General features: G+C 52.5%; 22 protein-coding genes. 9 read left to right on the forward strand and 13 right to left on the reverse strand.

What is annotated here, in order from left to right:
• Positions 1–193 precede the first annotated feature (193 nt).
• Entirely contained in the window at positions 194–940 is a 747-nt protein-coding gene (gene dsbG / locus F4V72_RS12730) for a thiol:disulfide interchange protein DsbG (protein ID WP_079813417.1), read from the reverse strand.
• Between the two features lie 440 nt (positions 941–1,380).
• On the opposite strand from dsbG, the gene ahpC reads away from it, so the two are divergent.
• Positions 1,381–1,944, forward strand: a complete 564-nt coding sequence (ahpC, locus tag F4V72_RS12735; protein WP_000052802.1) for an alkyl hydroperoxide reductase subunit C — start codon at positions 1,381–1,383, stop codon at positions 1,942–1,944.
• A 241-nt stretch (positions 1,945–2,185) separates the two neighbouring features.
• A complete protein-coding gene (gene ahpF / locus F4V72_RS12740; RefSeq protein ID WP_079836152.1) occupies positions 2,186–3,751 on the forward strand; it encodes an alkyl hydroperoxide reductase subunit F in 1,566 nt (521 codons plus the stop codon).
• 76 nt (positions 3,752–3,827) lie between these two features.
• Here ahpF and uspG read toward each other — a convergent pair whose 3' ends face one another.
• Complete coding sequence (uspG, locus tag F4V72_RS12745; protein ID WP_000278499.1) at positions 3,828–4,256, reverse strand: universal stress protein UspG; 429 nt, start codon at positions 4,254–4,256, stop codon at positions 3,828–3,830.
• A 223-nt stretch (positions 4,257–4,479) separates the two neighbouring features.
• Here uspG and F4V72_RS12750 point away from each other — a divergent pair, with 223 nt between their 5' ends.
• Complete coding sequence (locus F4V72_RS12750; protein ID WP_053529311.1) at positions 4,480–5,718, forward strand: zinc-dependent alcohol dehydrogenase; 1,239 nt, start codon at positions 4,480–4,482, stop codon at positions 5,716–5,718.
• An 82-nt stretch (positions 5,719–5,800) separates the two neighbouring features.
• Here F4V72_RS12750 and rnk read toward each other — a convergent pair whose 3' ends face one another.
• From rnk to citC, 9 genes are all read right to left on the reverse strand, one after another.
• Positions 5,801–6,211 carry a nucleoside diphosphate kinase regulator gene (gene rnk, locus F4V72_RS12755; RefSeq protein ID WP_000089752.1) on the reverse strand — a complete coding sequence of 137 codons (411 nt, stop codon included), beginning with the start codon at positions 6,209–6,211 and terminating at the stop codon, positions 5,801–5,803.
• 234 nt (positions 6,212–6,445) lie between these two features.
• On the reverse strand, positions 6,446–7,252 hold the full coding sequence (gene rna / locus F4V72_RS12760) for a ribonuclease I (protein ID WP_053508431.1): 807 nt from the start codon (positions 7,250–7,252) through the stop codon (positions 6,446–6,448).
• Positions 7,253–7,361: 109 nt separating this feature from the next.
• Complete coding sequence (gene citT, locus F4V72_RS12765) at positions 7,362–8,825, reverse strand: citrate/succinate antiporter CitT (RefSeq protein WP_023246796.1); 1,464 nt, start codon at positions 8,823–8,825, stop codon at positions 7,362–7,364.
• Between the two features lie 37 nt (positions 8,826–8,862).
• Positions 8,863–9,759, reverse strand: coding sequence for a triphosphoribosyl-dephospho-CoA synthase CitG (gene citG / locus F4V72_RS12770; protein ID WP_053529312.1), 897 nt, complete (start codon positions 9,757–9,759; stop codon positions 8,863–8,865).
• Positions 9,731–10,282, reverse strand: a complete 552-nt coding sequence (gene citX, locus F4V72_RS12775) for a citrate lyase holo-[acyl-carrier protein] synthase (RefSeq protein WP_053529313.1) — start codon at positions 10,280–10,282, stop codon at positions 9,731–9,733. Before citX ends, citG begins: the two co-directional genes overlap by 29 nt.
• Positions 10,283–10,285: 3 nt before the next feature.
• The gene (gene citF / locus F4V72_RS12780) at positions 10,286–11,815 is read right to left on the reverse strand and encodes a citrate lyase subunit alpha (RefSeq protein WP_136058412.1); all 1,530 of its coding nucleotides are present in this window, start codon (positions 11,813–11,815) and stop codon (positions 10,286–10,288) included.
• A gap of 9 nt (positions 11,816–11,824) precedes the next feature.
• The gene (citE, locus tag F4V72_RS12785) at positions 11,825–12,733 is read right to left on the reverse strand and encodes a citrate (pro-3S)-lyase subunit beta (protein WP_053508425.1); all 909 of its coding nucleotides are present in this window, start codon (positions 12,731–12,733) and stop codon (positions 11,825–11,827) included.
• Complete coding sequence (citD, locus tag F4V72_RS12790) at positions 12,730–13,026, reverse strand: citrate lyase acyl carrier protein (protein WP_023246801.1); 297 nt, start codon at positions 13,024–13,026, stop codon at positions 12,730–12,732. The genes citE and citD overlap by 4 nt, the downstream gene beginning before the upstream one ends.
• Positions 13,023–14,099 carry a [citrate (pro-3S)-lyase] ligase gene (gene citC, locus F4V72_RS12795; protein ID WP_085347752.1) on the reverse strand — a complete coding sequence of 359 codons (1,077 nt, stop codon included), beginning with the start codon at positions 14,097–14,099 and terminating at the stop codon, positions 13,023–13,025. The genes citD and citC overlap by 4 nt, the downstream gene beginning before the upstream one ends.
• A gap of 384 nt (positions 14,100–14,483) precedes the next feature.
• Between citC and dpiB the strand changes: the two genes are divergently transcribed.
• Complete coding sequence (dpiB, locus tag F4V72_RS12800) at positions 14,484–16,145, forward strand: sensor histidine kinase DpiB (RefSeq protein WP_023246803.1); 1,662 nt, start codon at positions 14,484–14,486, stop codon at positions 16,143–16,145.
• The gene (dpiA, locus tag F4V72_RS12805) at positions 16,114–16,794 is read left to right on the forward strand and encodes a two-component response regulator DpiA (protein ID WP_000138786.1); all 681 of its coding nucleotides are present in this window, start codon (positions 16,114–16,116) and stop codon (positions 16,792–16,794) included. Before dpiB ends, dpiA begins: the two co-directional genes overlap by 32 nt.
• Before the next feature lie 55 nt (positions 16,795–16,849).
• Here dpiA and dcuC read toward each other — a convergent pair whose 3' ends face one another.
• Complete coding sequence (gene dcuC / locus F4V72_RS12810; RefSeq protein WP_023182931.1) at positions 16,850–18,235, reverse strand: anaerobic C4-dicarboxylate transporter DcuC; 1,386 nt, start codon at positions 18,233–18,235, stop codon at positions 16,850–16,852.
• A gap of 379 nt (positions 18,236–18,614) precedes the next feature.
• Here dcuC and pagP point away from each other — a divergent pair, with 379 nt between their 5' ends.
• Positions 18,615–19,187, forward strand: coding sequence for a lipid IV(A) palmitoyltransferase PagP (pagP, locus tag F4V72_RS12815; RefSeq protein ID WP_072162039.1), 573 nt, complete (start codon positions 18,615–18,617; stop codon positions 19,185–19,187).
• Between the two features lie 187 nt (positions 19,188–19,374).
• A complete protein-coding gene (gene cspE / locus F4V72_RS12820) occupies positions 19,375–19,584 on the forward strand; it encodes a transcription antiterminator/RNA stability regulator CspE (protein ID WP_000034826.1) in 210 nt (69 codons plus the stop codon).
• Positions 19,585–19,640: 56 nt separating this feature from the next.
• On the opposite strand, the gene crcB is transcribed toward cspE, so the two are convergent.
• The gene (gene crcB, locus F4V72_RS12825; protein ID WP_000939753.1) at positions 19,641–20,024 is read right to left on the reverse strand and encodes a fluoride efflux transporter CrcB; all 384 of its coding nucleotides are present in this window, start codon (positions 20,022–20,024) and stop codon (positions 19,641–19,643) included.
• 90 nt (positions 20,025–20,114) lie between these two features.
• Between crcB and F4V72_RS12830 the strand changes: the two genes are divergently transcribed.
• Both F4V72_RS12830 and tatE read left to right on the forward strand, forming a co-directional pair.
• A complete protein-coding gene (locus F4V72_RS12830; protein ID WP_053508417.1) occupies positions 20,115–20,903 on the forward strand; it encodes a deaminated glutathione amidase in 789 nt (262 codons plus the stop codon).
• A 128-nt stretch (positions 20,904–21,031) separates the two neighbouring features.
• Positions 21,032–21,235: a twin-arginine translocase subunit TatE gene (gene tatE / locus F4V72_RS12835; protein ID WP_000503937.1), complete on the forward strand. Its 204-nt coding sequence runs from the start codon at positions 21,032–21,034 to the stop codon at positions 21,233–21,235.

The following is a 21,235-nucleotide window of genomic DNA, read 5'->3' on the forward strand; positions in this document are numbered from 1 at the left end:
TATTTTAGCGAGTAAATAATTACAGTAAAGGCGAACGTAATTTACACACGTAACAATCATTCAGTTAGCCTAAAAAGGCTGTACCGGATGGCATTTTGGTCTGGCGTCGCGTGATGCCTGGACGTGGTGGGCCCGATAAGCGTAGCGCTATCGGGCGTGGTACGGTTAAGCTCCTGCCTTACTGAGTTCTGCGTTAAGGTTGTCCCATCATGGCGTCCAGTTGTGCCTTTTCTGGTAAACCGACGACCTGTTGCAGCGTGTTATCTTTATTCATGTAATAAATTGCCGGCGTCGCGTTAGCGCCAAGATCGTCCATTAACTGCTGATTCTGATTAATGATTTTCATCTGTGTTGGGGGGATGGACGCCGGAACCTCCAGTTTCATCTTTCCTGCGGAAGCCTCATAGTCATGCCAGGTTTTCGCCGGGTCTTTCGCGGCTAAAATCGCTGCGGCTGTGGCCGGGCTTTCCGGTTTAATCACGCCGACCAGTAGTGTGCGTAATTGTACTTTACCGGACTCGACCCACGGACGAGCTTGCTGCCAGAACTGCTTACAATAAGGACAGAAAGGGTCGGCGAAGACATACAGCACCACCGGCGCGTCTTTTTTACCGTCGAGTATCCATGACGCTTTATCCATTTTCTGCCACATTTCACGTCCGGCTGGAGCGTAAATTTCTTTTTCGATCAAGGCGTTGCTAAGATTTTCACCTTTTTCATTATACATATAGCCGGAAATCGCGTGTTTACCGTCCGGCGTCAGGTAAATCGTGACGCCCATATCCTGATACTTCCCAAGATAGCCCTTCATGCCGCCCGGCGCCTCGAAGGATTTCAGGATAGTTATACCCTGCTTTTCAATGGCCTTAACCGGCGCAGGCAGTTCTTCCGCGTGGGCGAGAATGGGTAGCATAGCAAGCAGCAGTGTACGTTTAATCATATTTTTTCCTTTTAAGATCAAAGCGAAAAGAGTATTAATGATGATACCTATTGCAGACATAGGTAAGAGCTGGCGTGGTAAGATTGCCCTTTCTGTGCTGGGGTGATGTAATCCTTTTCGCTGTTACAGCCTTTGTTAAGGTAATGTAGAGCGCAACACTTAGCCAGCATATACGCTATGGATTTCGAATTGCAGACAATGCGCCTGTAATTTGAAAGATGAGTTGTATTGGCTCTGAAGTTACCTACGGGTAGTTCAGGTAATGGGGCCGCCTGTCAGGCGGCCTTTTTACTTTAGATGGCTGACAGGGCGCAGTGTTCACAATGTCGCCCGAATCGGGTTGTTAGTTAACGCTTATTGATTTGATAATGGAAACGCATTAGCCGAATCAGCACAATTTCGTTAACTTACTCCTCAATGAAAACACGGAGGAAGTATAGATGTCCTTAATTAACACCAAAATCAAACCTTTCAAAAACCAGGCGTTCAAAAACGGTGAATTCATTGAAGTCACCGAGAAAGATACCGAAGGCCGCTGGAGCGTCTTCTTCTTCTATCCGGCCGATTTTACCTTTGTTTGCCCGACTGAGCTGGGCGACGTTGCCGACCATTACGAAGAACTGCAGAAGCTGGGCGTAGACGTTTATTCCGTCTCAACCGATACCCACTTCACGCACAAAGCATGGCACAGCAGCTCTGAAACTATCGCAAAAATCAAATATGCGATGATCGGCGACCCGACTGGCGCCCTGACCCGTAACTTCGACAACATGCGTGAAGATGAAGGTCTGGCAGACCGTGCGACTTTCGTTGTTGACCCGCAGGGTATCATCCAGGCGATCGAAGTTACCGCTGAAGGTATCGGCCGTGACGCGTCTGACCTGCTGCGTAAAATTAAAGCAGCACAGTATGTTGCCGCTCACCCAGGCGAAGTGTGCCCGGCGAAATGGAAAGAAGGCGAAGCGACGCTGGCTCCATCCCTGGACCTGGTCGGTAAAATCTAAATTTCCGTCGTCTTTCGCGCCATCACGGCGTTGGCGTCGCCTGTTCACCCCGGTCACTTACTTATGTAAGCTCCCGGGGATTCTCAGGCTGGCCGTCTTGCTCTGACACGAAATACTTAGGAAATAACCGCATCAATGGGTGCTTGTGCGCCCATTTTATTCAACACCATGATTCAAGATGCATTCAGGCACCGCAAATAAGGCAGCTTGCATGATGATGTTTTAAGCCCAGGAGATACCCATGCTCGACACGAATATGAAAACCCAGCTCAAGGCTTACCTTGAGAAACTGACCAAACCTGTTGAGCTGATTGCTACGCTGGATGACAGCGCAAAATCGGCGGAAATCAAAGAACTGCTGGCTGAAATCGCTGAACTGTCAGACAAAGTTACGTTTAAAGAAGACAATACTCTGCTGGTGCGCAAGCCGTCTTTCCTGATTACGAATCCAGGTTCTCAGCAGGGGCCGCGCTTTGCCGGTTCTCCGCTGGGTCACGAATTTACCTCGCTGGTTCTGGCGCTGTTGTGGACTGGCGGTCATCCGTCAAAAGAAGCGCAGTCGCTGCTGGAGCAGATTCGCGATATTGACGGCGATTTTGAATTCGAAACTTATTATTCACTCTCCTGCCATAACTGCCCGGACGTGGTGCAGGCGCTGAACCTGATGGCGGTGCTGAACCCGCGTATTAAACATACGGCGATTGATGGCGGCACTTTCCAGAACGAAATCACCGAGCGTAACGTAATGGGCGTTCCGGCAGTGTTTGTCAACGGTAAAGAGTTCGGCCAGGGACGTATGACTCTGACCGAGATCGTCGCTAAAGTGGATACTGGCGCAGAAAAACGTGCGGCGGAAGCGCTGAACAAACGTGATGCGTATGACGTGCTGATTGTCGGCTCCGGCCCCGCGGGCGCGGCGGCGGCGGTCTACTCGGCGCGCAAAGGCATCCGTACCGGTCTGATGGGTGAGCGCTTCGGCGGTCAGGTGCTGGATACCGTGGATATCGAAAACTATATCTCGGTGCCGAAAACCGAAGGCCAGAAACTGGCGGGTGCGCTGAAAGCGCACGTCAGCGATTACGATGTTGACGTTATCGACAGCCAGAGCGCAAGCAAACTGGTTCCGGCAGCGGCAGAAGGTGGCCTGCATCAGATTGAAACGGCGTCCGGCGCAGTATTGAAAGCGCGCAGTATCATCATCGCCACCGGCGCGAAATGGCGTAATATGAATGTGCCGGGCGAAGATCAGTACCGCACCAAAGGCGTCACCTATTGTCCACACTGTGACGGTCCGCTGTTTAAAGGTAAGCGTGTGGCGGTTATTGGCGGCGGTAACTCTGGCGTCGAAGCGGCCATCGATCTGGCGGGTATTGTAGAACACGTTACGTTGCTGGAGTTCGCACCGGAAATGAAGGCGGATCAGGTGCTACAGGACAAAGTACGTAGCCTGAAAAATGTCGATATCATTTTGAATGCACAAACGACGGAAGTGAAGGGCGACGGTTCGAAAGTCGTGGGGCTGGAGTATCGCGACCGCGTCAGCGGCGATATTCATAGCGTCGCGCTGGCCGGGATTTTTGTGCAAATTGGCTTGTTGCCGAATACCAACTGGCTGGAAGGTGCGCTTGAGCGTAACCGCATGGGCGAGATCATTATTGACGCCAAATGTGAAACCAGCGTTAAGGGCGTCTTCGCCGCAGGCGACTGCACCACCGTTCCTTATAAACAGATTATCATCGCCACAGGCGAAGGGGCGAAAGCCTCGTTGAGCGCCTTTGATTATCTGATTCGCACCAAAATCGCATAAAAAGAAGTAGACACACCTGCAAGGTAAGAGGCTGCCCACTGGCAGCCTCTTTTTTTACCTGCTGGTCAGAAGCGAGTTAACGCACAACCAATACCGGCAGCGTCGCATGGCGTACCACGCTTGAGGCGTTAGACCCCAGCAGGTGTGTCGTGATGGACGGATTACGCGAACCGATTACCACGACATCCGCATCCAGCTCTTCGCCCATCTCATTGACGACATCGCGCACGCTACCAAAGCGAACATGCGTTTTAATCCGTGAAGGATCGATGCTGAAGTGTCCCACCATCGTTTGCAGACGCGTTTCCGCCTCATGCTGTAAATGTTCTTCAAAGCGGCGCACGTCGGCGGCAAAGCGGTGCAGGCTCATGCTTGCGGAGCCTGGCAGAACATGCAACAGATGAATGACGCCATCCTGTTGCGCCAGAAACTCAGCGTGGCGAATCGCTTTATCGCTCAGTTCCATTTCAAAAACATCAACCGGCATAATGATTGTCTTATACATACCCGTTACTCCCTGTTAATCAATACTGAACTTATTCAAACATATAATAATATTTCTTTCTGCTATTTGTCTGGCAATTTTAAATATTACGGCAACCTGGCGCTAAAAAAAGCCGTATATTTTCCAGGAAAAATCCTAAAGCCGCCTGTTTTTCCGGCAGTCACCCCGGGATAGCTACCCTTTTATAGACGAACGCGACATTCACCGTTACCCCGGAGGCTGCATGAAAGCATTGACGTATCACGGTCCACATCACGTAAAGGTTGAAAACGTACCCGATCCCGGCATTGAGCAGCCCGACGATATTATTTTGCGTATTACCGCCACCGCGATTTGCGGATCTGATTTGCACCTGTATCGCGGCAAGATCCCACAGGTAAAACATGGCGATATTTTTGGTCATGAATTTATGGGCGAAGTGGTCGAAACCGGGCGGGAAGTGAAGAACATTCAGAAAGGGGATCGGGTCGTGATCCCGTTCGTCATTGCTTGCGGCGACTGCTTTTTCTGTCGATTACAGCAATATTCGGCCTGTGAAAACACCAACGACGGACACGGCGCGGCGTTGAATAAAAAACAGATCCCGCCGCCAGCGGCGCTGTTTGGCTACAGCCACCTTTATGGCGGCGTTCCCGGCGGGCAGGCCGAATATGTTCGCGTGCCAAAAGGTAATGTCGGCCCATTTAAGGTGCCGCCGCTGTTATCTGACGATAAGGCGCTGTTTCTTTCTGATATTTTGCCTACCGCCTGGCAGGCGGCAAAAAACGCCCAGGTTCAGCAAGGTTCCAGCGTGGCGGTTTTTGGCGCAGGGCCGGTCGGATTGCTGACCATCGCCTGCGCGCGTTTGTTGGGCGCGGAGCAGATCTTTGTCGTGGATCATCATCCCTATCGCTTACGTTTCGCCGAAGAACGTTACGGCGCGATACCGATCAACTTTGATGATGAGAATGATCCGGCGGAAAAAATTATCGAACAGACGGCAGGACACCGCGGCGTGGACGCAGTGATTGATGCTGTAGGCTTTGAAGCGAAAGGCAGTATGACGGAGACAGTGCTGACGAACCTTAAACTGGAAGGCAGCAGCGGTAAAGCGCTGCGGCAATGTATCGCGGCGGTCAGGCGCGGCGGCGTAGTCAGCGTGCCCGGCGTTTATGCCGGTTTTATTCACGGTTTTTTGTTCGGCGACGCGTTTGATAAGGGGCTAAGTTTTAAAATGGGTCAAACCCATGTTCACGCGTGGCTGGGAGAATTATTGCCGCTTATTGAGAAGGGACTGCTGAAGCCGGAGGAGATTGTCACGCACTATATGCCATTTGAAGAGGCGGCGCGCGGCTACGAAATTTTCGAAAAACGCGAAGAAGAGTGCCGGAAGGTCATCTTAGTGCCGGGAGCATCGTCGGTGGAAGCGGCGCAGAAACAGGCGACGGGATTAATCAACCCGATGCCCGGCGGCGTCGTCTGAAATAGGCAGCAATGAAAGGGATAACGGAAAGAGGATGCGCAGGCATCCTCTGTGTAAACGCGTTAACGCTTATGCAGATGGTTTAACGCAGGAAGTCGCCCGCGGCTTCAGGCTGATATTCGAGTTCCAGCACTTCGAGATGAGTGGAGGCGCCGCCCGGCAGTTCCCAGTGAATGGTGTCGCCGACGCGCAGTCCCAGCAACGCCGCGCCGACGGGAGCCATTACCGAAAGCTGGGTACTGCTGTCCGTCATATTGGCGGGATACACCAGCGTCCGCACGCGTGTTTCACCGTCGCTCAAATTGCGGAATTTAACGCGGCTGTTCATGGTGACGACATCGCTCGGCATCTCTTGTGGCGAACACATTTGCGCGCGATCCAGTTCGGCGTTGAGCGCGTCGGCAATCGGCAGATCCGCATACGCAGGCTGTTCCAGCAGACGATCAATACGTTCGGCGTCAAGGTCGTTAATGATAATAGTGGGTCTGGACATTTCTTACTCCATGTCATCGATACTGCGAGTAGTGCAGGTAAATGGTCCCAAAAGAAAACCCTCACCGTCTGGCGGCGAGGGTTTAGCTCTCATGATGATACTGAGACTTACCCCGTCTTTGAAGTGATTTAGTTCACATTCGGGTAAATCCTCAAACGTCATAGCCTTGAGTGAATTTTAGTCTACATTCGGGCGTGTTCTCAAATTTGGCTACGGTTTTAAACCTCTGTTTCGTCAATAACCGGCTTTATCGATAATAAACTGTTTCCCGCAGTTGCCGGGATGCGGCTGCGGCAGGAATGAGGCGGAGGAGAGCGGAGCGTTAATCATCGACGCCTTTAATGAAAACTGAATCTCTGTTAAATAGGCGGGATTACCATGGCAGTTTACTTTAACGGCTTTGACATTATCCTTGCCCCACATTTGTTCGACTACGTTATCAAACGCGGCGCGGCTAACGGTTTTGCCGTAATTATCCGCCAGAAACTGCCCCAGCGTGCTGCCTTTTATCGCCTTATCCAGCCGTATCATGGTGCCGAAATAGGCATTTGGATCAAACCCGAAACAGGCGCCATGTTTGGCATATTCGTAGCGCTCCAGGCAGGAATTTCCTCCCGCGCCGGGCATTACTTCCCTAAGCGTTGCCGCGATGTCAGGCGAAAGTCCGGGGTCGGGGGCTGCGCATTTCCGGCTGGCCCTGACTTCCGGCAGATTCGGGATTGGCCGCGTCGCACAGCCAAAGCGTTGCCAGCGTCGCTGGTCAACGCCGCGTGCGGCGATAGATTTGGGTAATCCTGGCCACAGGCCGTGGACGGTCAGAAAGTCTGCTTTGCTGGCTGGCTCTTTTTGCAGACGGCACTCATCGGGCTCCCGATGATGGCGTTCATGCTGGCTTTGACAAAAACCGGTTTGCCAGGAAAGCGCCAGCACATAGCCAGTGAAATCACCGTACTGTTGCGCCTGAAGTTCGTCGGCGTTGGCGGCAAAAATCGGGGTTAAGAGGACAGCCAGCAGCGGACTGTAATGCCATATTGTGTTCATGATGAATTCGATAATTTATACACATTATGAATATCACTCATTTAATCATAAAAAATGCCGCTCAGGTGAATCTGACCGGCATCATTTTTAACCTACGTTGGCGAAATGTTTAATTCCACATTGCCAGAATCGGCCAGCCCACCAGCAACAGCATAGCGATATAGATAACGCCAAAGATTGCGCCAAGCCGCCAGTAATCTCTGGATTTCACGTAACCGCAGCCGTAGATAATCACGCCAGGACCGGTGGCATACGGCGTCAGACAGCCCATGATACCGATTGACAGCACCAGCAGAATACACAGTTGTTCCATCGGAACGCCCGGAATACCTTTACCCACCGCCAGAATGACCGGCAGCATGGTCGCGGTGTGAGCGGAAAGGCTGGCGAACAGATAGTGCGCGAAATAGAACACCAGTACCAGTACAATGACGGTCGCATCCGGTGAGAAACCTTCCAGATGAGTGCTCATGGTATTGGCGAACCAGTCAATAAAGCCGGAGCGGGTTAAGCCATTAGCCATGACCACCAGCGTAGCGAGGTTCACCAGGGTGTTCCAGGCGCTGTTGTAACGCGTAATGTCTTTCCACGGCACGACATGCAACGCCAGCATCAGTGAGACGGCCAACAGACCCACGGCGGTAGCGTTGATGATTTTTCCGCCAAAAACCCATAATCCTAAGCTAAGCAGCACCAGGCCAATCAGCGTCCACTCTTTGCGGGACAGACGTCCCATGCTTTTTAACTCGTCGCCAGCCCAGGCCGCGACTTCCGCACTGTGGGTCACTTCGGGTTTATAAAGCACATAGGAGAGCCACGGCGCAACGATCAGTAAAATAATCCCTACCGGCAGAAAGCTGAGAAACCACTGCAGCCAGCTAATCTGGACGCCGGCGATCTTGCTGACGAACTCCAGACCTAACACGTTTGGTGCCGCGCCAGTGACAAACATAGAAGAGCTAAGGCTGGTACTGATCACCATCATCCACATCAAATAACCGCCGATGCGGCGTGCGGAAGGATCGTTTGGAAACGATTTAAACAGCGGCGGCAGGTTTTTGATGACCGGGAAGACAGTACCGCCGGTACGGGCGGTATTGGATGGGGTAAACGGCGCCAGTAAAATATCGATAATGACAATCGCATAGCCGAGCGTCAGCGTGCGTTTGCCCATGAATTTTACCAAAAACAGCGCAATGCGGCGCCCCAGCCCGGTCACTTCGTAGCCCAGTGCGAAAATAAATGCGCCAAAGACCAGCCAGACCGTGGTGCTGGAGAAACCGGCAAGCCCCCATTTCAGCGCCTGTTTACTGGCTTTAAACGCTGGATCGGCCAGTTCTGAAGCATCAAATAGCAGGTAATTGCTGCCGATAACGCAAATGGTTACGGCGATAAAACTGATCGCCGTCGCCGGGATTGGCTCGAGGATCATACCAACAATCATCGCGACGAAAACCGCAAAATAGTGCCAGGCCTGCGGCGGCATACCATCTGGAACAGGAATCAGCAACATGACGCCCATCACCACTAATGGGGCCAACAACTTCCATATATTATCTTTGGATAAAGACATAAATGACTCTCCGGAAAGGATATTTTCTATAATTGTGTTAATGATTAACTTGCGAAATTTGCGCTAAAAACCAGGTCACGATCAGCAGATCGGCGCTACCGCCGGGGCTGAGATTGCGTTCAATGCATTGCTGATCGAACCGGTGGAGATAAACGAGATCGTCAGGAGTCCGTATGCCGCCCTGATGTAATAAGCACGCCGCCTGCTGCTGTAACCAGCGCAGGCCGTCCGCCCCGCCGCGCGACGCGACGTTGGTATCATCGTTAAGCGACATCAGCAGCAGTAAGGTATCAAGCAGTGCCAGTTCCGGATCGCGCCCCTGCGCCAGCAATGCGCGGTAGTGCGGCAGAGCGTGGCGGATGACCAGCGGGTAGCCCGCTTCCGCCTCGCCGCGCGCGCCGGTTAATCCCAGTTGCTGATACAGCCGCTGACCTGCCGTAAGCTGGAGATTGTTCTGGCGCAGTTCGCGCGTGGTCAGGCCGCGGCAAAAGTCGGCGACGGTAGCGCAGAGCGTTTCTGCGGCGATCGGCTGGCGTTGCTGATACAGGCGGCCAATAGCGGCGCACAGTAGTCCCAGTGAGAAAATGCTGCCTTTATGGGTATTGACGCCTGCTGTTGCGCGAAACATCGCCGCTTCACAGGCCATCCCCAATGGACGCAAGCCCGCCAGAACCGACTCTGGTGGCAGGCGCGTGCAACTTGCGCCATATTCCATAAAGCGCGGCAGCCAGTCTCGAATCGCCTCCGCGCTGCGGTGAAAATCCACCAGCGCCATATCTTTGTGCGCGCCGCAGTTTAGTCGGTCTACCAGACCGGGTTTTGGCGATAAATTTACCTCGGTCAGCATGGCGCGCCAGGCCAAATCGGCCCAGGCGTGGTACAGCGACTGAGGCTGAATGGAGGCGTTAGTTGGGTTGGCGGGAATCGGCATCATGCAGCAGCGCCTCCATATGAATCAGTAAATCAGCCAGCGCGTGGGTTTTACCCCGCGCGCATTCAGCCGCGCTTTGCCCGCACAGCAGACAGCGGCGGGCGGGAAGCGCGAAATGGTGGCGGGAGAGTATTTCGCCTTCCGCCGTCAGGACATCGATATCCCACAGGCGCCCCAGTGGATAACGCTGTTCAAGCGTAATGGTCGCCTGTTTGAGCGCCTGAGCGGGCGCGTCAATCGCCAGCAACCCTTCCGGTCCGCTGGCGGAAGCCAGTGCAGCCTGCTCCCGGATGGTCCAGCCATACTCTTCTGCCAGCGTGTGCAGGGCAGTCACGCCGTGATTAAAGATCCGGCGGGTTAACGCGCTGTCTTTCATCGGGCCTGGCGCCACCACGGTAAAGGAGACCAGCGGAGTGGCGTGACGGGTAAGCCAGGCGCGCTGTCTTGCTTGTCTCTCATCCCGGCTGGCGAGCAGTTCAGGAATAGAAACGTCGTGACAGGCGGCGAGTTCCGGAAGCAGGCGCATGGCTTATTCCTTCACCTGATGCACCACATCGATCACTGAACCGTCGCGATAACGCACGACAGCAATCACGCGGTCGGTGAATTCGATAGGGCAGGGCTGACCGGTAAGCAGTTGCGCGCGTTCGCGCAGCCATTCAATCGATACCACTTTCATTCCCGCTGCTTTCAGGCGTTCAGCGAGCTCCGGACGCGCCGGGTTGACGGCGATACCGTGATCGGTGACCAGAATGTCGACGTTGGAACCCGGTGTGACGCAGGTGGTGACGTTATCAACCAGCGTTGGGATGCGACCGCGTACCAGCGGCGCGACGATGATGGATAGCGCCGCCGCGACGGCGGTATCGCAGTGACCGCCGGACGCGCCGCGCAGAACGCCGTCGGAGCCGGTCAGCACGTTAACGTTAAAGTGGGTGTCTACTTCCAGTGCGCTCAGCACCACCACGTCCAGACGGTCGACGGAAGCGCCTTTAGAACCCCAGTTGGCGTACTGGTTAGCGCTGATTTCGATATGGTTCGGGTTACGCGCCAGGGATTGTGCAGCGTTACGATCGAAGCTCTGAACGTCAAGCAGTTTGCGGATTAAGCCCTTTTCATGCAGGTCGACCATGGTGGCGGTGATACCGCCCAGCGCGAAATTAGCCACAATGTTGCGACTACGCATTTTGTCTTCCAGGAAGCGGGTGACCGCCAGCGATGCGCCGCCGGTGCCGGTTTGCAGTGAGAAACCTTCGTTAAAGTAGCCGGAGTGAGCAATGACTTCCGCCGCGCTGCGGGCGATCAGCAGTTCACGCGGGTTAGTGGTCATGCGGGTCGCACCAGCGCCGATTTTGTTTGCATCACCGACTTCTTCGATTTGCACGATCAGATCAACCTGATCCTGGGCGATGCTGGCTGGGTTATGCGGGTATGGCAGCAGTTGCTCCGTCAGCATCACGACCTGCTTCGCGCTGTCGGCATCAACCATCGCATAGCCCAGTGAACCGCAACAGGCCTTGCCGGTATAACCGTTAGCATTACCGAATTCATCGCAGGAGGGCACGCCAAGAAACGCAACATCAATATTGAGTTCCCCGCTTTGTACCAGATGCACACGACCGCCGTGGGAGTGAATCTGAACCGGCTCAGCCAGCAGGCCACGAGAAATTTCTTCCGCCAGCGGGCCGCGCAGACCTGACGTGTAGATGCGCCTGACCACCCCGTTACGAATGTGTTCAACCAGCGGCGCATGGCAGTCGCTCAGCGAACTGGAGGCCAGCGTCAGGTTTTTGAAGCCCATCTTCGCGATGGTTTCCATCACCAGGTTAATCGTCAGATCGCCGCCGCGAAACGCGTGGTGAAAGGAGAGAGTCATACCGTCGCGTAAACCGGAACGGCGGATGGCCTCTTCCAGGCTGGCGCACAGTTTGTGGTTGCGCGGTTTTTGCGCTTGTAGATTCAATTTTGCCGCACTTTGGTAAGCGCTCAGTTCGCTTTCAGCGTGACGGCTCCAGGTTGCTACGCGATCCTGGCGTTGAGATTCGTTTTTCTGCGTCATTTTTTTGCCTTATTCTTCGCGAATACCGGAAAGTTCTGCACGGGAGAGCACCAGACGGGCGCGTTCAATCACCGGGCTGTCGACCATCTTGCCGTTAAGGGAAACGACGCCGAGACCTTCGCGGGCGGCGGCTTCTGCGGCTTCAACCACCAGACGCGCATGGGCGACCTCTTTACGCGTCGGCGCATAAAGGTTGTGCAGCAGTTCGATCTGGCGGGGGTTGATCAGTGACTTACCGTCAAAACCCAGTTGTTTAATGTGGGAGGCTTCTTGCAGGAAACCGGCTTCGTTGTTGGCGTCGGAATAGACGGTATCGAAGGCCTGAATACCGGCGGAACGCGCGGCCTGCAAAATGGTGCAGCGGGCGAACAGCAGTTCGGTGCCTTCCGGAGAACGTTCGGTGCGCAGGTTGCGAACATAGTCTTCCGCGCCCAGCGCAATCCCGATCAGCCGTTCAGAGGCGTGGGCGATTTCTACCGCGCGGGTAATACCCAGCGGCGATTCCACGGCGGCTAACAGGCCGGTACTGCCCGGTTCGCGACCGCAGGCGTTTTCAATGCGTAGAATTTCGTTTTCGATGTCAATGACATCCTGCGCGGTGTCGGTTTTCGGTAAACGCACCACGTCCGCGCCGCCGCGCACGACCGCTTCCAGATCGTTGACGCCCCATTCGGAGTCCAGCGCGTTCACGCGGACAATGGTTTCGACGTCACGGTAAAGAGGATGTTGCAGCGCGTGATAAACCAGACGGCGCGCCGCGTCTTTTTCGCGTAATGCAACGGAGTCTTCCAGGTCGAACATCAGCGCGTCGGCCGGATAGATAAACGAATTGCTCACCATCGCCGCGTTGGCGCCCGGTACGAATAACATGCTGCGGCGGGTGCGGGTTTTACGTTGTTGCAGAGAGGCGGAAATCATTGGCGATCCTCCCAGGGCAGAGCGGCAATACCGCTGGCACGCGCCAGTAGCGTTTCCAGTCGGGCGCGCAAAATGCAGTCCAGAGCGCCTTTATCATCGACGTTCAGTTGCACACCGCGCACATCGTAGCGAGAAAGCACCTCCAGGATAGTGGCGCGAATGGCCTCGCCAAACTGTTTTTCAACGCTACTGTTGATTTGCAGGTCAATATCCTGCGTATCGAGCGGCGCAATGCGTATCATCACATCACCGGACTCAAGCGTGCCTGCGACGGCTAGCTGCTTTATTTTCATTTTTCACCTGTTGCTAATGCGGGGGACTTTTGACGGGCTGCCGCGCTGCCCGGATGGCGTTCGTCCATGCCCTGCAAATAGCGCAGGGTGGCGTCGGGAACCAGCGGCGCGATAGCCGTGAGATCGTGTTTAACCAGCAGCTTGCGTACCCAGGAGGCGGATATCGGCGTCTCCTGGAAGCGAAGCCGCTCTATTTCCACCAGCGCAATGGGTGGGGCAGGAAGCGTTGGCGTCTCCAGCCAGAAACACATATCACGGTTGTACTGGGCGGTAACGGTGCAAAACGGCTCCGTACCGACAAAACGGTGTGTGATGCCAAGCGCGGGCGCCAGATACTGGCGGAAAATCTTCAGGTCGATTTCGGTATAACAGTGATTAATGACGCTCTGCTCTTTAATGAAATAGCAGGGGAACGTCGCACGAGAAATAATGTATTCGGAGCCGCGGTGAACGGTTAAGCGTGGGATATCGGTTGTCCCTTTAAGTACCAGATTGAGTCGGTCTTCATAGGGAAAGCGTGACGTATCCTCTTTGACCAGGAACAGATGCAGCCAGTCGCACTGCGCAGCCGCCTGTTGGATCAGATAGCGATGACCGTGAGTGAAAGGATTGGCGTTCATCACGATACAGCCAATTTTCTTTCCCTCATGACGCAATGTCGCCAGCGATTCCGCATACCGTTTCAGCCGGGTCGCGCTATTTTCCATTAATACCATCACGCCAGGGACGCTGGCTATCGTCGAAAAGCTGCACTGTTTAAACAGCGCTTCGTATTCCGTTTTTGTATAAATAAAAAGATGGGTGCAGTGCCGTTCCCAGGCGAGATTAATCAATTCCGTCGCCAGCGTTAACGCTAAACCTTCGCCGCGTACTGATTCGCTAATGGCCACGCATTTAATGATATTTCCGGCGATACCGCCGCAGGCAATAAGGCGGTCATGACGGGTGACGGTAATAAACACCTCGACGGTGGTATCGACGCTTAAATCATTCTCTTTGAGAAAGCGAGCGATCTCCGCCATTTTTTTATTTTCAGAGCGTTTTACCCGGGTGAATACATTATTGCCAAACATAGTAAGAAATATCCTGGTGATATGCTTGTTGCCACTTTTCTGTATATGTTGCGCTGTGTTGCAACTTGATAACTTTTTCTTTTCAGTCAGAGTGGGAGGGTTTTTATTGCGAATTATTTATTTTTCTCTCTGACGTATACATCGTAAGGAGTATTTTGGAGGTAAATTTTGATTTATTTCACAAAGCGTTAGATGGTTTTTAAGTGTTTTATGGTTTTAAGTTTTTTAATTAATTTAATCGCCATTCCGGCGGTGGGTTTTAGTTGTTTAATTGATTTAATGTGGGGAATCTGTAACGATCGCTTTTTATATGCCTCAAGTTAATTAAAACATTTTTATTACATTTGCGGTAAGTCCGTAGTGAAATGCCCATAAGGAACCTTAATGCCATATCAGAAAAATAAAAAGCTGTTTCCTTTTTTTCGGCAACTCGCGTTTCCGTTACGTATTTTTCTGCTCATTCTGGTGGTTTCTGTTTTCATCGTGGCAGCGCTAGCACAATATTTTTCTGCCAGTTTCGAAGATTATCTGGCGTCCCATGTTCGTGACATGGCGATGAATCAGGCAAAAATTATTGCCTCTAACGACAGCATTATCGCCGCCGTAAAAACCCGGGACTATAAACGCCTGGCGACAATTGCGAATAAACTACAGCGCGGGACGGATTTTGACTATGTGGTGATAGGCGATCGCCACTCGATCCGGCTTTACCATCCGAATCCGAAAAAAATCGGTTATCCCATGCAGTTTACGAAACCCGGCGCGTTGGAAAGAGGAGAAAGTTATTTCATTACCGGCAAGGGCTCGATAGGGATGGCGATGCGCGCTAAAACGCCCATCTTTGACAACGAAGGCAACGTGATCGGCGTTGTTTCAATTGGCTATCTGGTCAGTAAAATCGACTCCTGGCGGCTGGACTTTTTATTGCCGATGGCGGGTGTTTTTGTACTGTTGCTGGTGGTATTAATGCTGCTTTCCTGGTTTTTCGCCGCGCATATCCGCCGACAAATGCTGGGCATGGAGCCGAAACAGATTGCGCGCGTGGTACGCCAGCAGGAGGCGCTGTTTAGTTCGGTCTATGAAGGATTGATCGCCGTTGATCCGGAGGGACATATCACCGCGATTAACCGCAATGCGAGAAAAATGCTGGGGCTGCCGTCGCCGGGGCGTCAGTGGCTGGGTAAGCCGGTAGCGGAAGTCGTCAATCCTGCAGACTTTTTTACCTGCCAGATCGCAGAAAGACGCCAGGATGTGATGGCCAACTTCAATGGCTTGAGCGTCATCGCCAATCGTGAAGCTATCCGTTCCGGCGAGGAACTGCTGGGCGCTATTATTAGTTTTCGCAGCAAGGATGAAATCGCGACGTTGAATGCGCAACTAACCCAGATTAAACAGTATGTTGAGAGTCTGCGCACGCTACGCCATGAGCACCTGAACTGGATGTCGACCCTGAGCGGCCTGCTGCAAATGAAAGAGTATGATCGGGTCAGAGAGATGGTGCAGGGCGAATCGCAGGCGCAGCAGCAACTTATTGATAGTTTACGTGGTGCTTTCGCCGATCGTCAGGTGGCCGGTTTGCTGTTTGGCAAAGTTCAGCGCGCGCGTGAACTGGGGCTCAAGATGGTGATTGTTCCCGGCAGCCAGCTACATCAACTGCCGGAGGGGCTGGATAGCACGGAGTTCGCCGCTATCGTCGGGAATCTGCTGGATAATGCGTTTGAAGCAAGTTTGCGTACACAGGAAGGCGACAAGACCGTCGAACTTTTCCTGAGCGACGAGGGCGACGAGGTGGTGATAGAGGTCGCCGACCAGGGCTGCGGCGTTCCTGAAGCGCTGCGGGAAAAAATTTTTGAACAGGGCGTAAGTACGCGAACCGACGAACCCGGTGAGCATGGTATCGGGTTATATCTGATTGCAAGTTATGTGGGGCGCTGTGGCGGGGTCATTACACTGGAAGATAATGATCCTTGTGGCACCTTATTTTCTTTATTCCTTCCGAAAGTGAAAAAAAACGATGACAGAACCATTAACCCTATTGATCGTTGAGGATGAAACGCTGCTGGCGGAGATGCACGCGGAATATATCCGCCATATTCCTGGCTTTAACCAGATATGGCTGGCGGGCAATCTGGCGCAGGCGAGAATGATGATTGACCGGTTCAAGCCTGGATTAATTCTGTTGGATAATTATCTGCCGGATGGGAAGGGGATTACGCTGCTGCATGAATTAATGCAGTCGCGCTATCCTGGCGGCGTAGTGTTTACGACCGCTGCCAGTGACATGGAGACGGTAGCGGAAGCGGTACGTAGCGGCGCGTTTGATTATCTGGTCAAACCTATTGCTTATGAACGTTTGGGGCAGACGCTGACCCGTTATCAACAGCGCAGACGTATGCTGGCGAGCGCGGATAGCGCAAGCCAGAAGCAGATAGATGAAATGTTCAACGCCTATGCGCGCGGCGAACCGAAAGGTGATTTGCCGACGGGTATTGATGCCTTAACCCTTAATGCGGTGATGAAGCTGTTTGCCGATCCAACAGTACGCCATACGGCTGAAACGGTCGCGCAGGCCTTAACGATAAGCCGCACCACGTCCCGACGCTATCTGGAATATTGTGCGAGTCGGCACCTGATTGTCGCAGAGATTATTCATGGCAAAGTGGGTAGGCCGCAGCGTATTTATCACGGCGGCTAAGCCAGGCTTAAGATGCCGGGACGGTGTTTTACCTCGCCCCGGCGCTTACCGACTATCAGCCGCCAGTGACGGCGGAGGAGGCGCCTGGCACCATAATTTCCGTGGCGATAATGACTATCAACAGACCGACCATGACCGGAACGGACGTGCGTTTCACCACTTCAAACGGTGAAATTTTAGCCATCCCGGCGACAGCGACCACCACGCCGGAGACCGGCGAAATCGTGCGCCCCAGGTTTGAGGCTTGTAGCATTGGGATTGATAAATAGGCTGGGTTAATACCGGAGGAGTGCGCCAGTTTAGGAATCATCTCAACAAAAGCGTAAAAAGGCGCATTGCCTGAACCAGTGGTCATCGCGGCCAACATGGTTAAAATCACTAATACCAGCATCAGAATAATGCTGGCGGAGCCAAAAGAGGTGGCGATCGAGATCAGACTTTGGATAAAGCCAATGGTGCTCAGCCCCTGGGCGAAAACGCCCGCCGCGACCAGCAGCATCACGACGCCGGCAAACGCATCCGCCATGCCGCGATAAGCCACTTCCAGACCGGAAAACACATTTTGCGTATTGAAGCCGCGCACGAATTCCAGCACGGCGGCAAGCAGCATACAGATCACCAGGATGGTAATAATGTGTAGCTGAGGCCCCCATTTACCGTCAAAAATCAGTACGCCGATAATGGGCGTGAACGGCAAAAGGGCATAAAACGCAGGGGCAGTTGTGGTAATCTCCGCCACGTCCAGCATCTCATGTGAAATGTTCTCTTTTTTATCCAGATAGCGCTGCCAGAAAAAGTGCGCAATCGCCATACCGATAATTGCGGCGATGGAAATCGGTAGAGTGGTTTTGAACGCAAAGTCGATTAATGGCATTTCCGCCGCTTTTGCGGCTAAAACCACATCGCCAGACGTTGGCGAGAGGATGATGGCGGCCGGAGAGGCGCAAATAGCCGCCGCCGCGCCGCGGCTAATGCCGACGTTTACCATCACCGGGAAGAGTGTGGCCATGAGCAGTACGCCAAGTCCTGTCGCGGAAGAGACGGCCAGCGACATCAGACAGGCGACAAAGTAGGCGGCAATCATTAATAGATAGGGCGAATTGATGTATTGCAACGGCTTCGATGCCAGCTTCACGACCATATCATTCGCGCCGATATGCGTCATATAGGCGGCAAAACCGCACAGCATCATGATCATCATGCCAAGATCGCCGCCGCGACTCATGAGCAAAATTTTGATGTATTCAACAATATCGGTTGCGGTATAGCCAGTACTGGTTTCGCTGGCAGGTAATACGTTATGTCCCATCAGCGCGCTGATAATAAGCAGAACCAGACCGCCGACAAATAAAACGCCAGTGGCGGAATATCCCTTAATGATGTAGCGCGCTACGCCCACAATAACGACGACTCCGATAAGGAGCTCTATAACTGTTAGCATTGTTTCCCCTGTCTTATCGACATCCAGAGTAAAAAATAAGAGCCACAAAAGTGGTATAAAAATGTACCGAATAAAGGATGGCGCCTTACTGATTAAAATCACGGCGCTGTTATTTTTTCATGTCACCGCTAAAGATGAAATATGTTTATACGACATTTTCCGCAGTGCTATAAACATCAATTTATTGTTATTTTATTGTTTTGTTTTTGTGCTTTGTTTTGTGTTATTTGTGAAAACTTAGTAAGGAGCGCGCGACGGTTCTGAGTGCTAAATCAAACGCCGTTAACCCGATACTCTCTCAGGTTATTCTCTGTTTATAGTTTGTTAAGATTTTATTCAGGTTAATGTTGTTATTATCACGGTCGAATTTTTGAACGGTATGTATGTTGTGATGATCATCAGAAAGCATTTTTTTATTATCGCTCTCCTTGTTATGCCATGGCTGGCTATTCCTTCAGTCGCTGCGGCGGATAAAGGGTGGTTTAACACGTTTACCGATAACGTTGCAGAAACGTGGCGACAGCCTGAGCATTATGATTTGTATGTCCCCGCCATTACCTGGCATGCGCGCTTTGCCTACGATAAAGAGAAAACGGATCGCTATAACGAGCGGCCGTGGGGCGTTGGTTTTGGTCAGTCGCGCTGGGACGACAAAGGCAACTGGCATGGCCTTTATATGATGGCCTTTAAAGATTCATTTAACAAATGGGAACCCATAGGCGGTTATGGCTGGGAAAAAACTTGGCGACCGCTGGAAGACGATAATTTTCGTCTGGGACTGGGCTTTACCGCAGGCGTTACCGCGCGCGACAACTGGCATTATATTCCCATCCCTGTGCTGTTGCCTTTAGCGTCGATAGGCTATGGTCCCGCCACCTTTCAGATGACCTACATTCCGGGTTCGTATAACAATGGAAACGTCTATTTTGCCTGGATGCGTTTCCAGTTTTGACGAGGAATGGTATTCTTCTGTTGTGAATTAAAAATCCTTAAAAAACAATAAGTAGATAGGGTTAGCTAAAAATTAACGCGATATTTATCACTTTTTCGCAAAGTTCGACTGGACAAAATGCATCACAATTGTTGTACTGGTATCCGACACAGCATTTGTGTCTATTTTTCATGTAAAGGTAATTTTGATGTCTAAGATTAAAGGTAACGTTAAGTGGTTTAATGAATCCAAAGGATTCGGTTTCATTACTCCGGAAGATGGCAGCAAAGACGTGTTCGTACACTTCTCTGCAATCCAGACCAATGGTTTTAAAACTCTGGCTGAAGGTCAGCGCGTAGAGTTCGAAATCACTAACGGTGCCAAAGGCCCTTCTGCTGCAAACGTAACTGCTCTGTAAGCATACGTCCGACAGCAAGATTTCAAAACCCGCCCTTTCGGCGGGTTTTTTTGCGCTTAACGCGCCGCTGCGGCGGAAAATAGCCAGAATGCCAGCGCCGTCATGGCAAACGAACCCAGTAAGTTAATTAGCACATTCAGTAACGCCCAGCCAAAGCGCCCCTCTTGCAGCAAAAATACCACTTCGGCAGAAAAAGTAGAAAAGGTCGTCAGGCCGCCGCAAAAGCCGGTAGTGATGAGCACTTTCCACATCGGATCGATATGTGTCATGCGGTTAAACCAGGCGAACCCCATGCCGATAATAAACGCGCCAAGCAAATTTGCTGTTAGCGTACCGATGGGAATCGCCTGATGGAGCGGGTTAAAACGCATACTTAGCATCCACCGGGCTACGCTCCCCGTTCCACCGCCGATAAAAACTGCTAAAAGAAGCTGTAACACTGCCGAATCCTTTATTTAATTGCTATACAGGAGGAGTGTAACGCCGAACAAGCATAATTGGCGAGTCCTGACAGATGTGTGGGAGGTGATATGTTCGTTGCAGCCGGACAGTTTGTCGTAAGCCCTGTATGGGAAAATAATGCGCAAGTCTGCGTTTCGTTAATGTCTCAGGCGGCGGAGCGCGGCGTATCGCTTCTGGTGCTGCCTGAGGGGATATTAGCGCGAGATGACATCGATCTTGACCTGCCGATTCGCGCCGCGCAGCCGCTGGATGGCGCGTTTATGACGCGGCTTCAGGAAGAAAGCGCTCATAATAATATGACGACGATATTCACTGTCCCTGTCCCGTCAACGCCCGGACGGGCGGTTAATATGTTGGTGGCGTTGCGGGCGGGTAATATTGTCGCGCGTTACGCGAAGCTGCATCTCTATGATGCGTTTTCGATGCAAGAGTCTAAAAGTATTGATGCCGGAGCCCTTATCGCGCCGGTACTGGACGTCGAAGAGTTTAAGGTGGGGCTTATGACCTGTTATGATCTGCGCTTTCCTGACATGGCTCTGGCGCTGGCTTTACAGGGAGCCGACGTATTGGTGCTGCCGACGGGCTGGATTCGCGGCCCGTTGAAAGAGCAGCAGTGGTCGACGCTGCTGGCGGCGAGAGCGCTGGATACCACCTGCTATATGATTGCGGCCGGGGAGTGTGGTAATCGTAATATTGGTCAAAGTCGTATTATCGATCCGTTGGGCGTAACGATAGCGGCGGCTGCCGATCGCCCGGCGCTGATCGTCGCGGAAATATTCAGAGAACGAATAGACCAGGTGCGGGAGCAGCTTCCTCTTTTGCAGCAACGACGATTTGCGCCACCGCAATTATTATGATGTTTTTTTACGCAAGGCTTGATTCACCTTGTTACAGATTGCTATTGTGTGCGCGCGTCGAAAGACCGTTAATATTCTCAGGTTAATCCGGCGCGTTACGCAGCCTGTTTTTAGTGAAGAAGGTATCTATGGGTGAGATTAGTATTACCAAACTGCTGGTGGTTGCCGCACTGGTTGTTCTGCTGTTTGGTACCAAGAAGTTACGTACGCTGGGCGGAGACCTGGGCACGGCGATTAAAGGATTCAAGAAAGCGATGAACGATGAAGACGCGGGCGTGAAGAAAGACGTTGACGGCGGCGTTCAGGCTGAAAAGCTCTCGCATAAAGAGTAA

Origin of the sequence: Salmonella enterica subsp. diarizonae, from assembly GCF_008692785.1 — a bacterium.
GTDB classification, from domain to species: Bacteria; Pseudomonadota; Gammaproteobacteria; order Enterobacterales; family Enterobacteriaceae; genus Salmonella; species Salmonella diarizonae.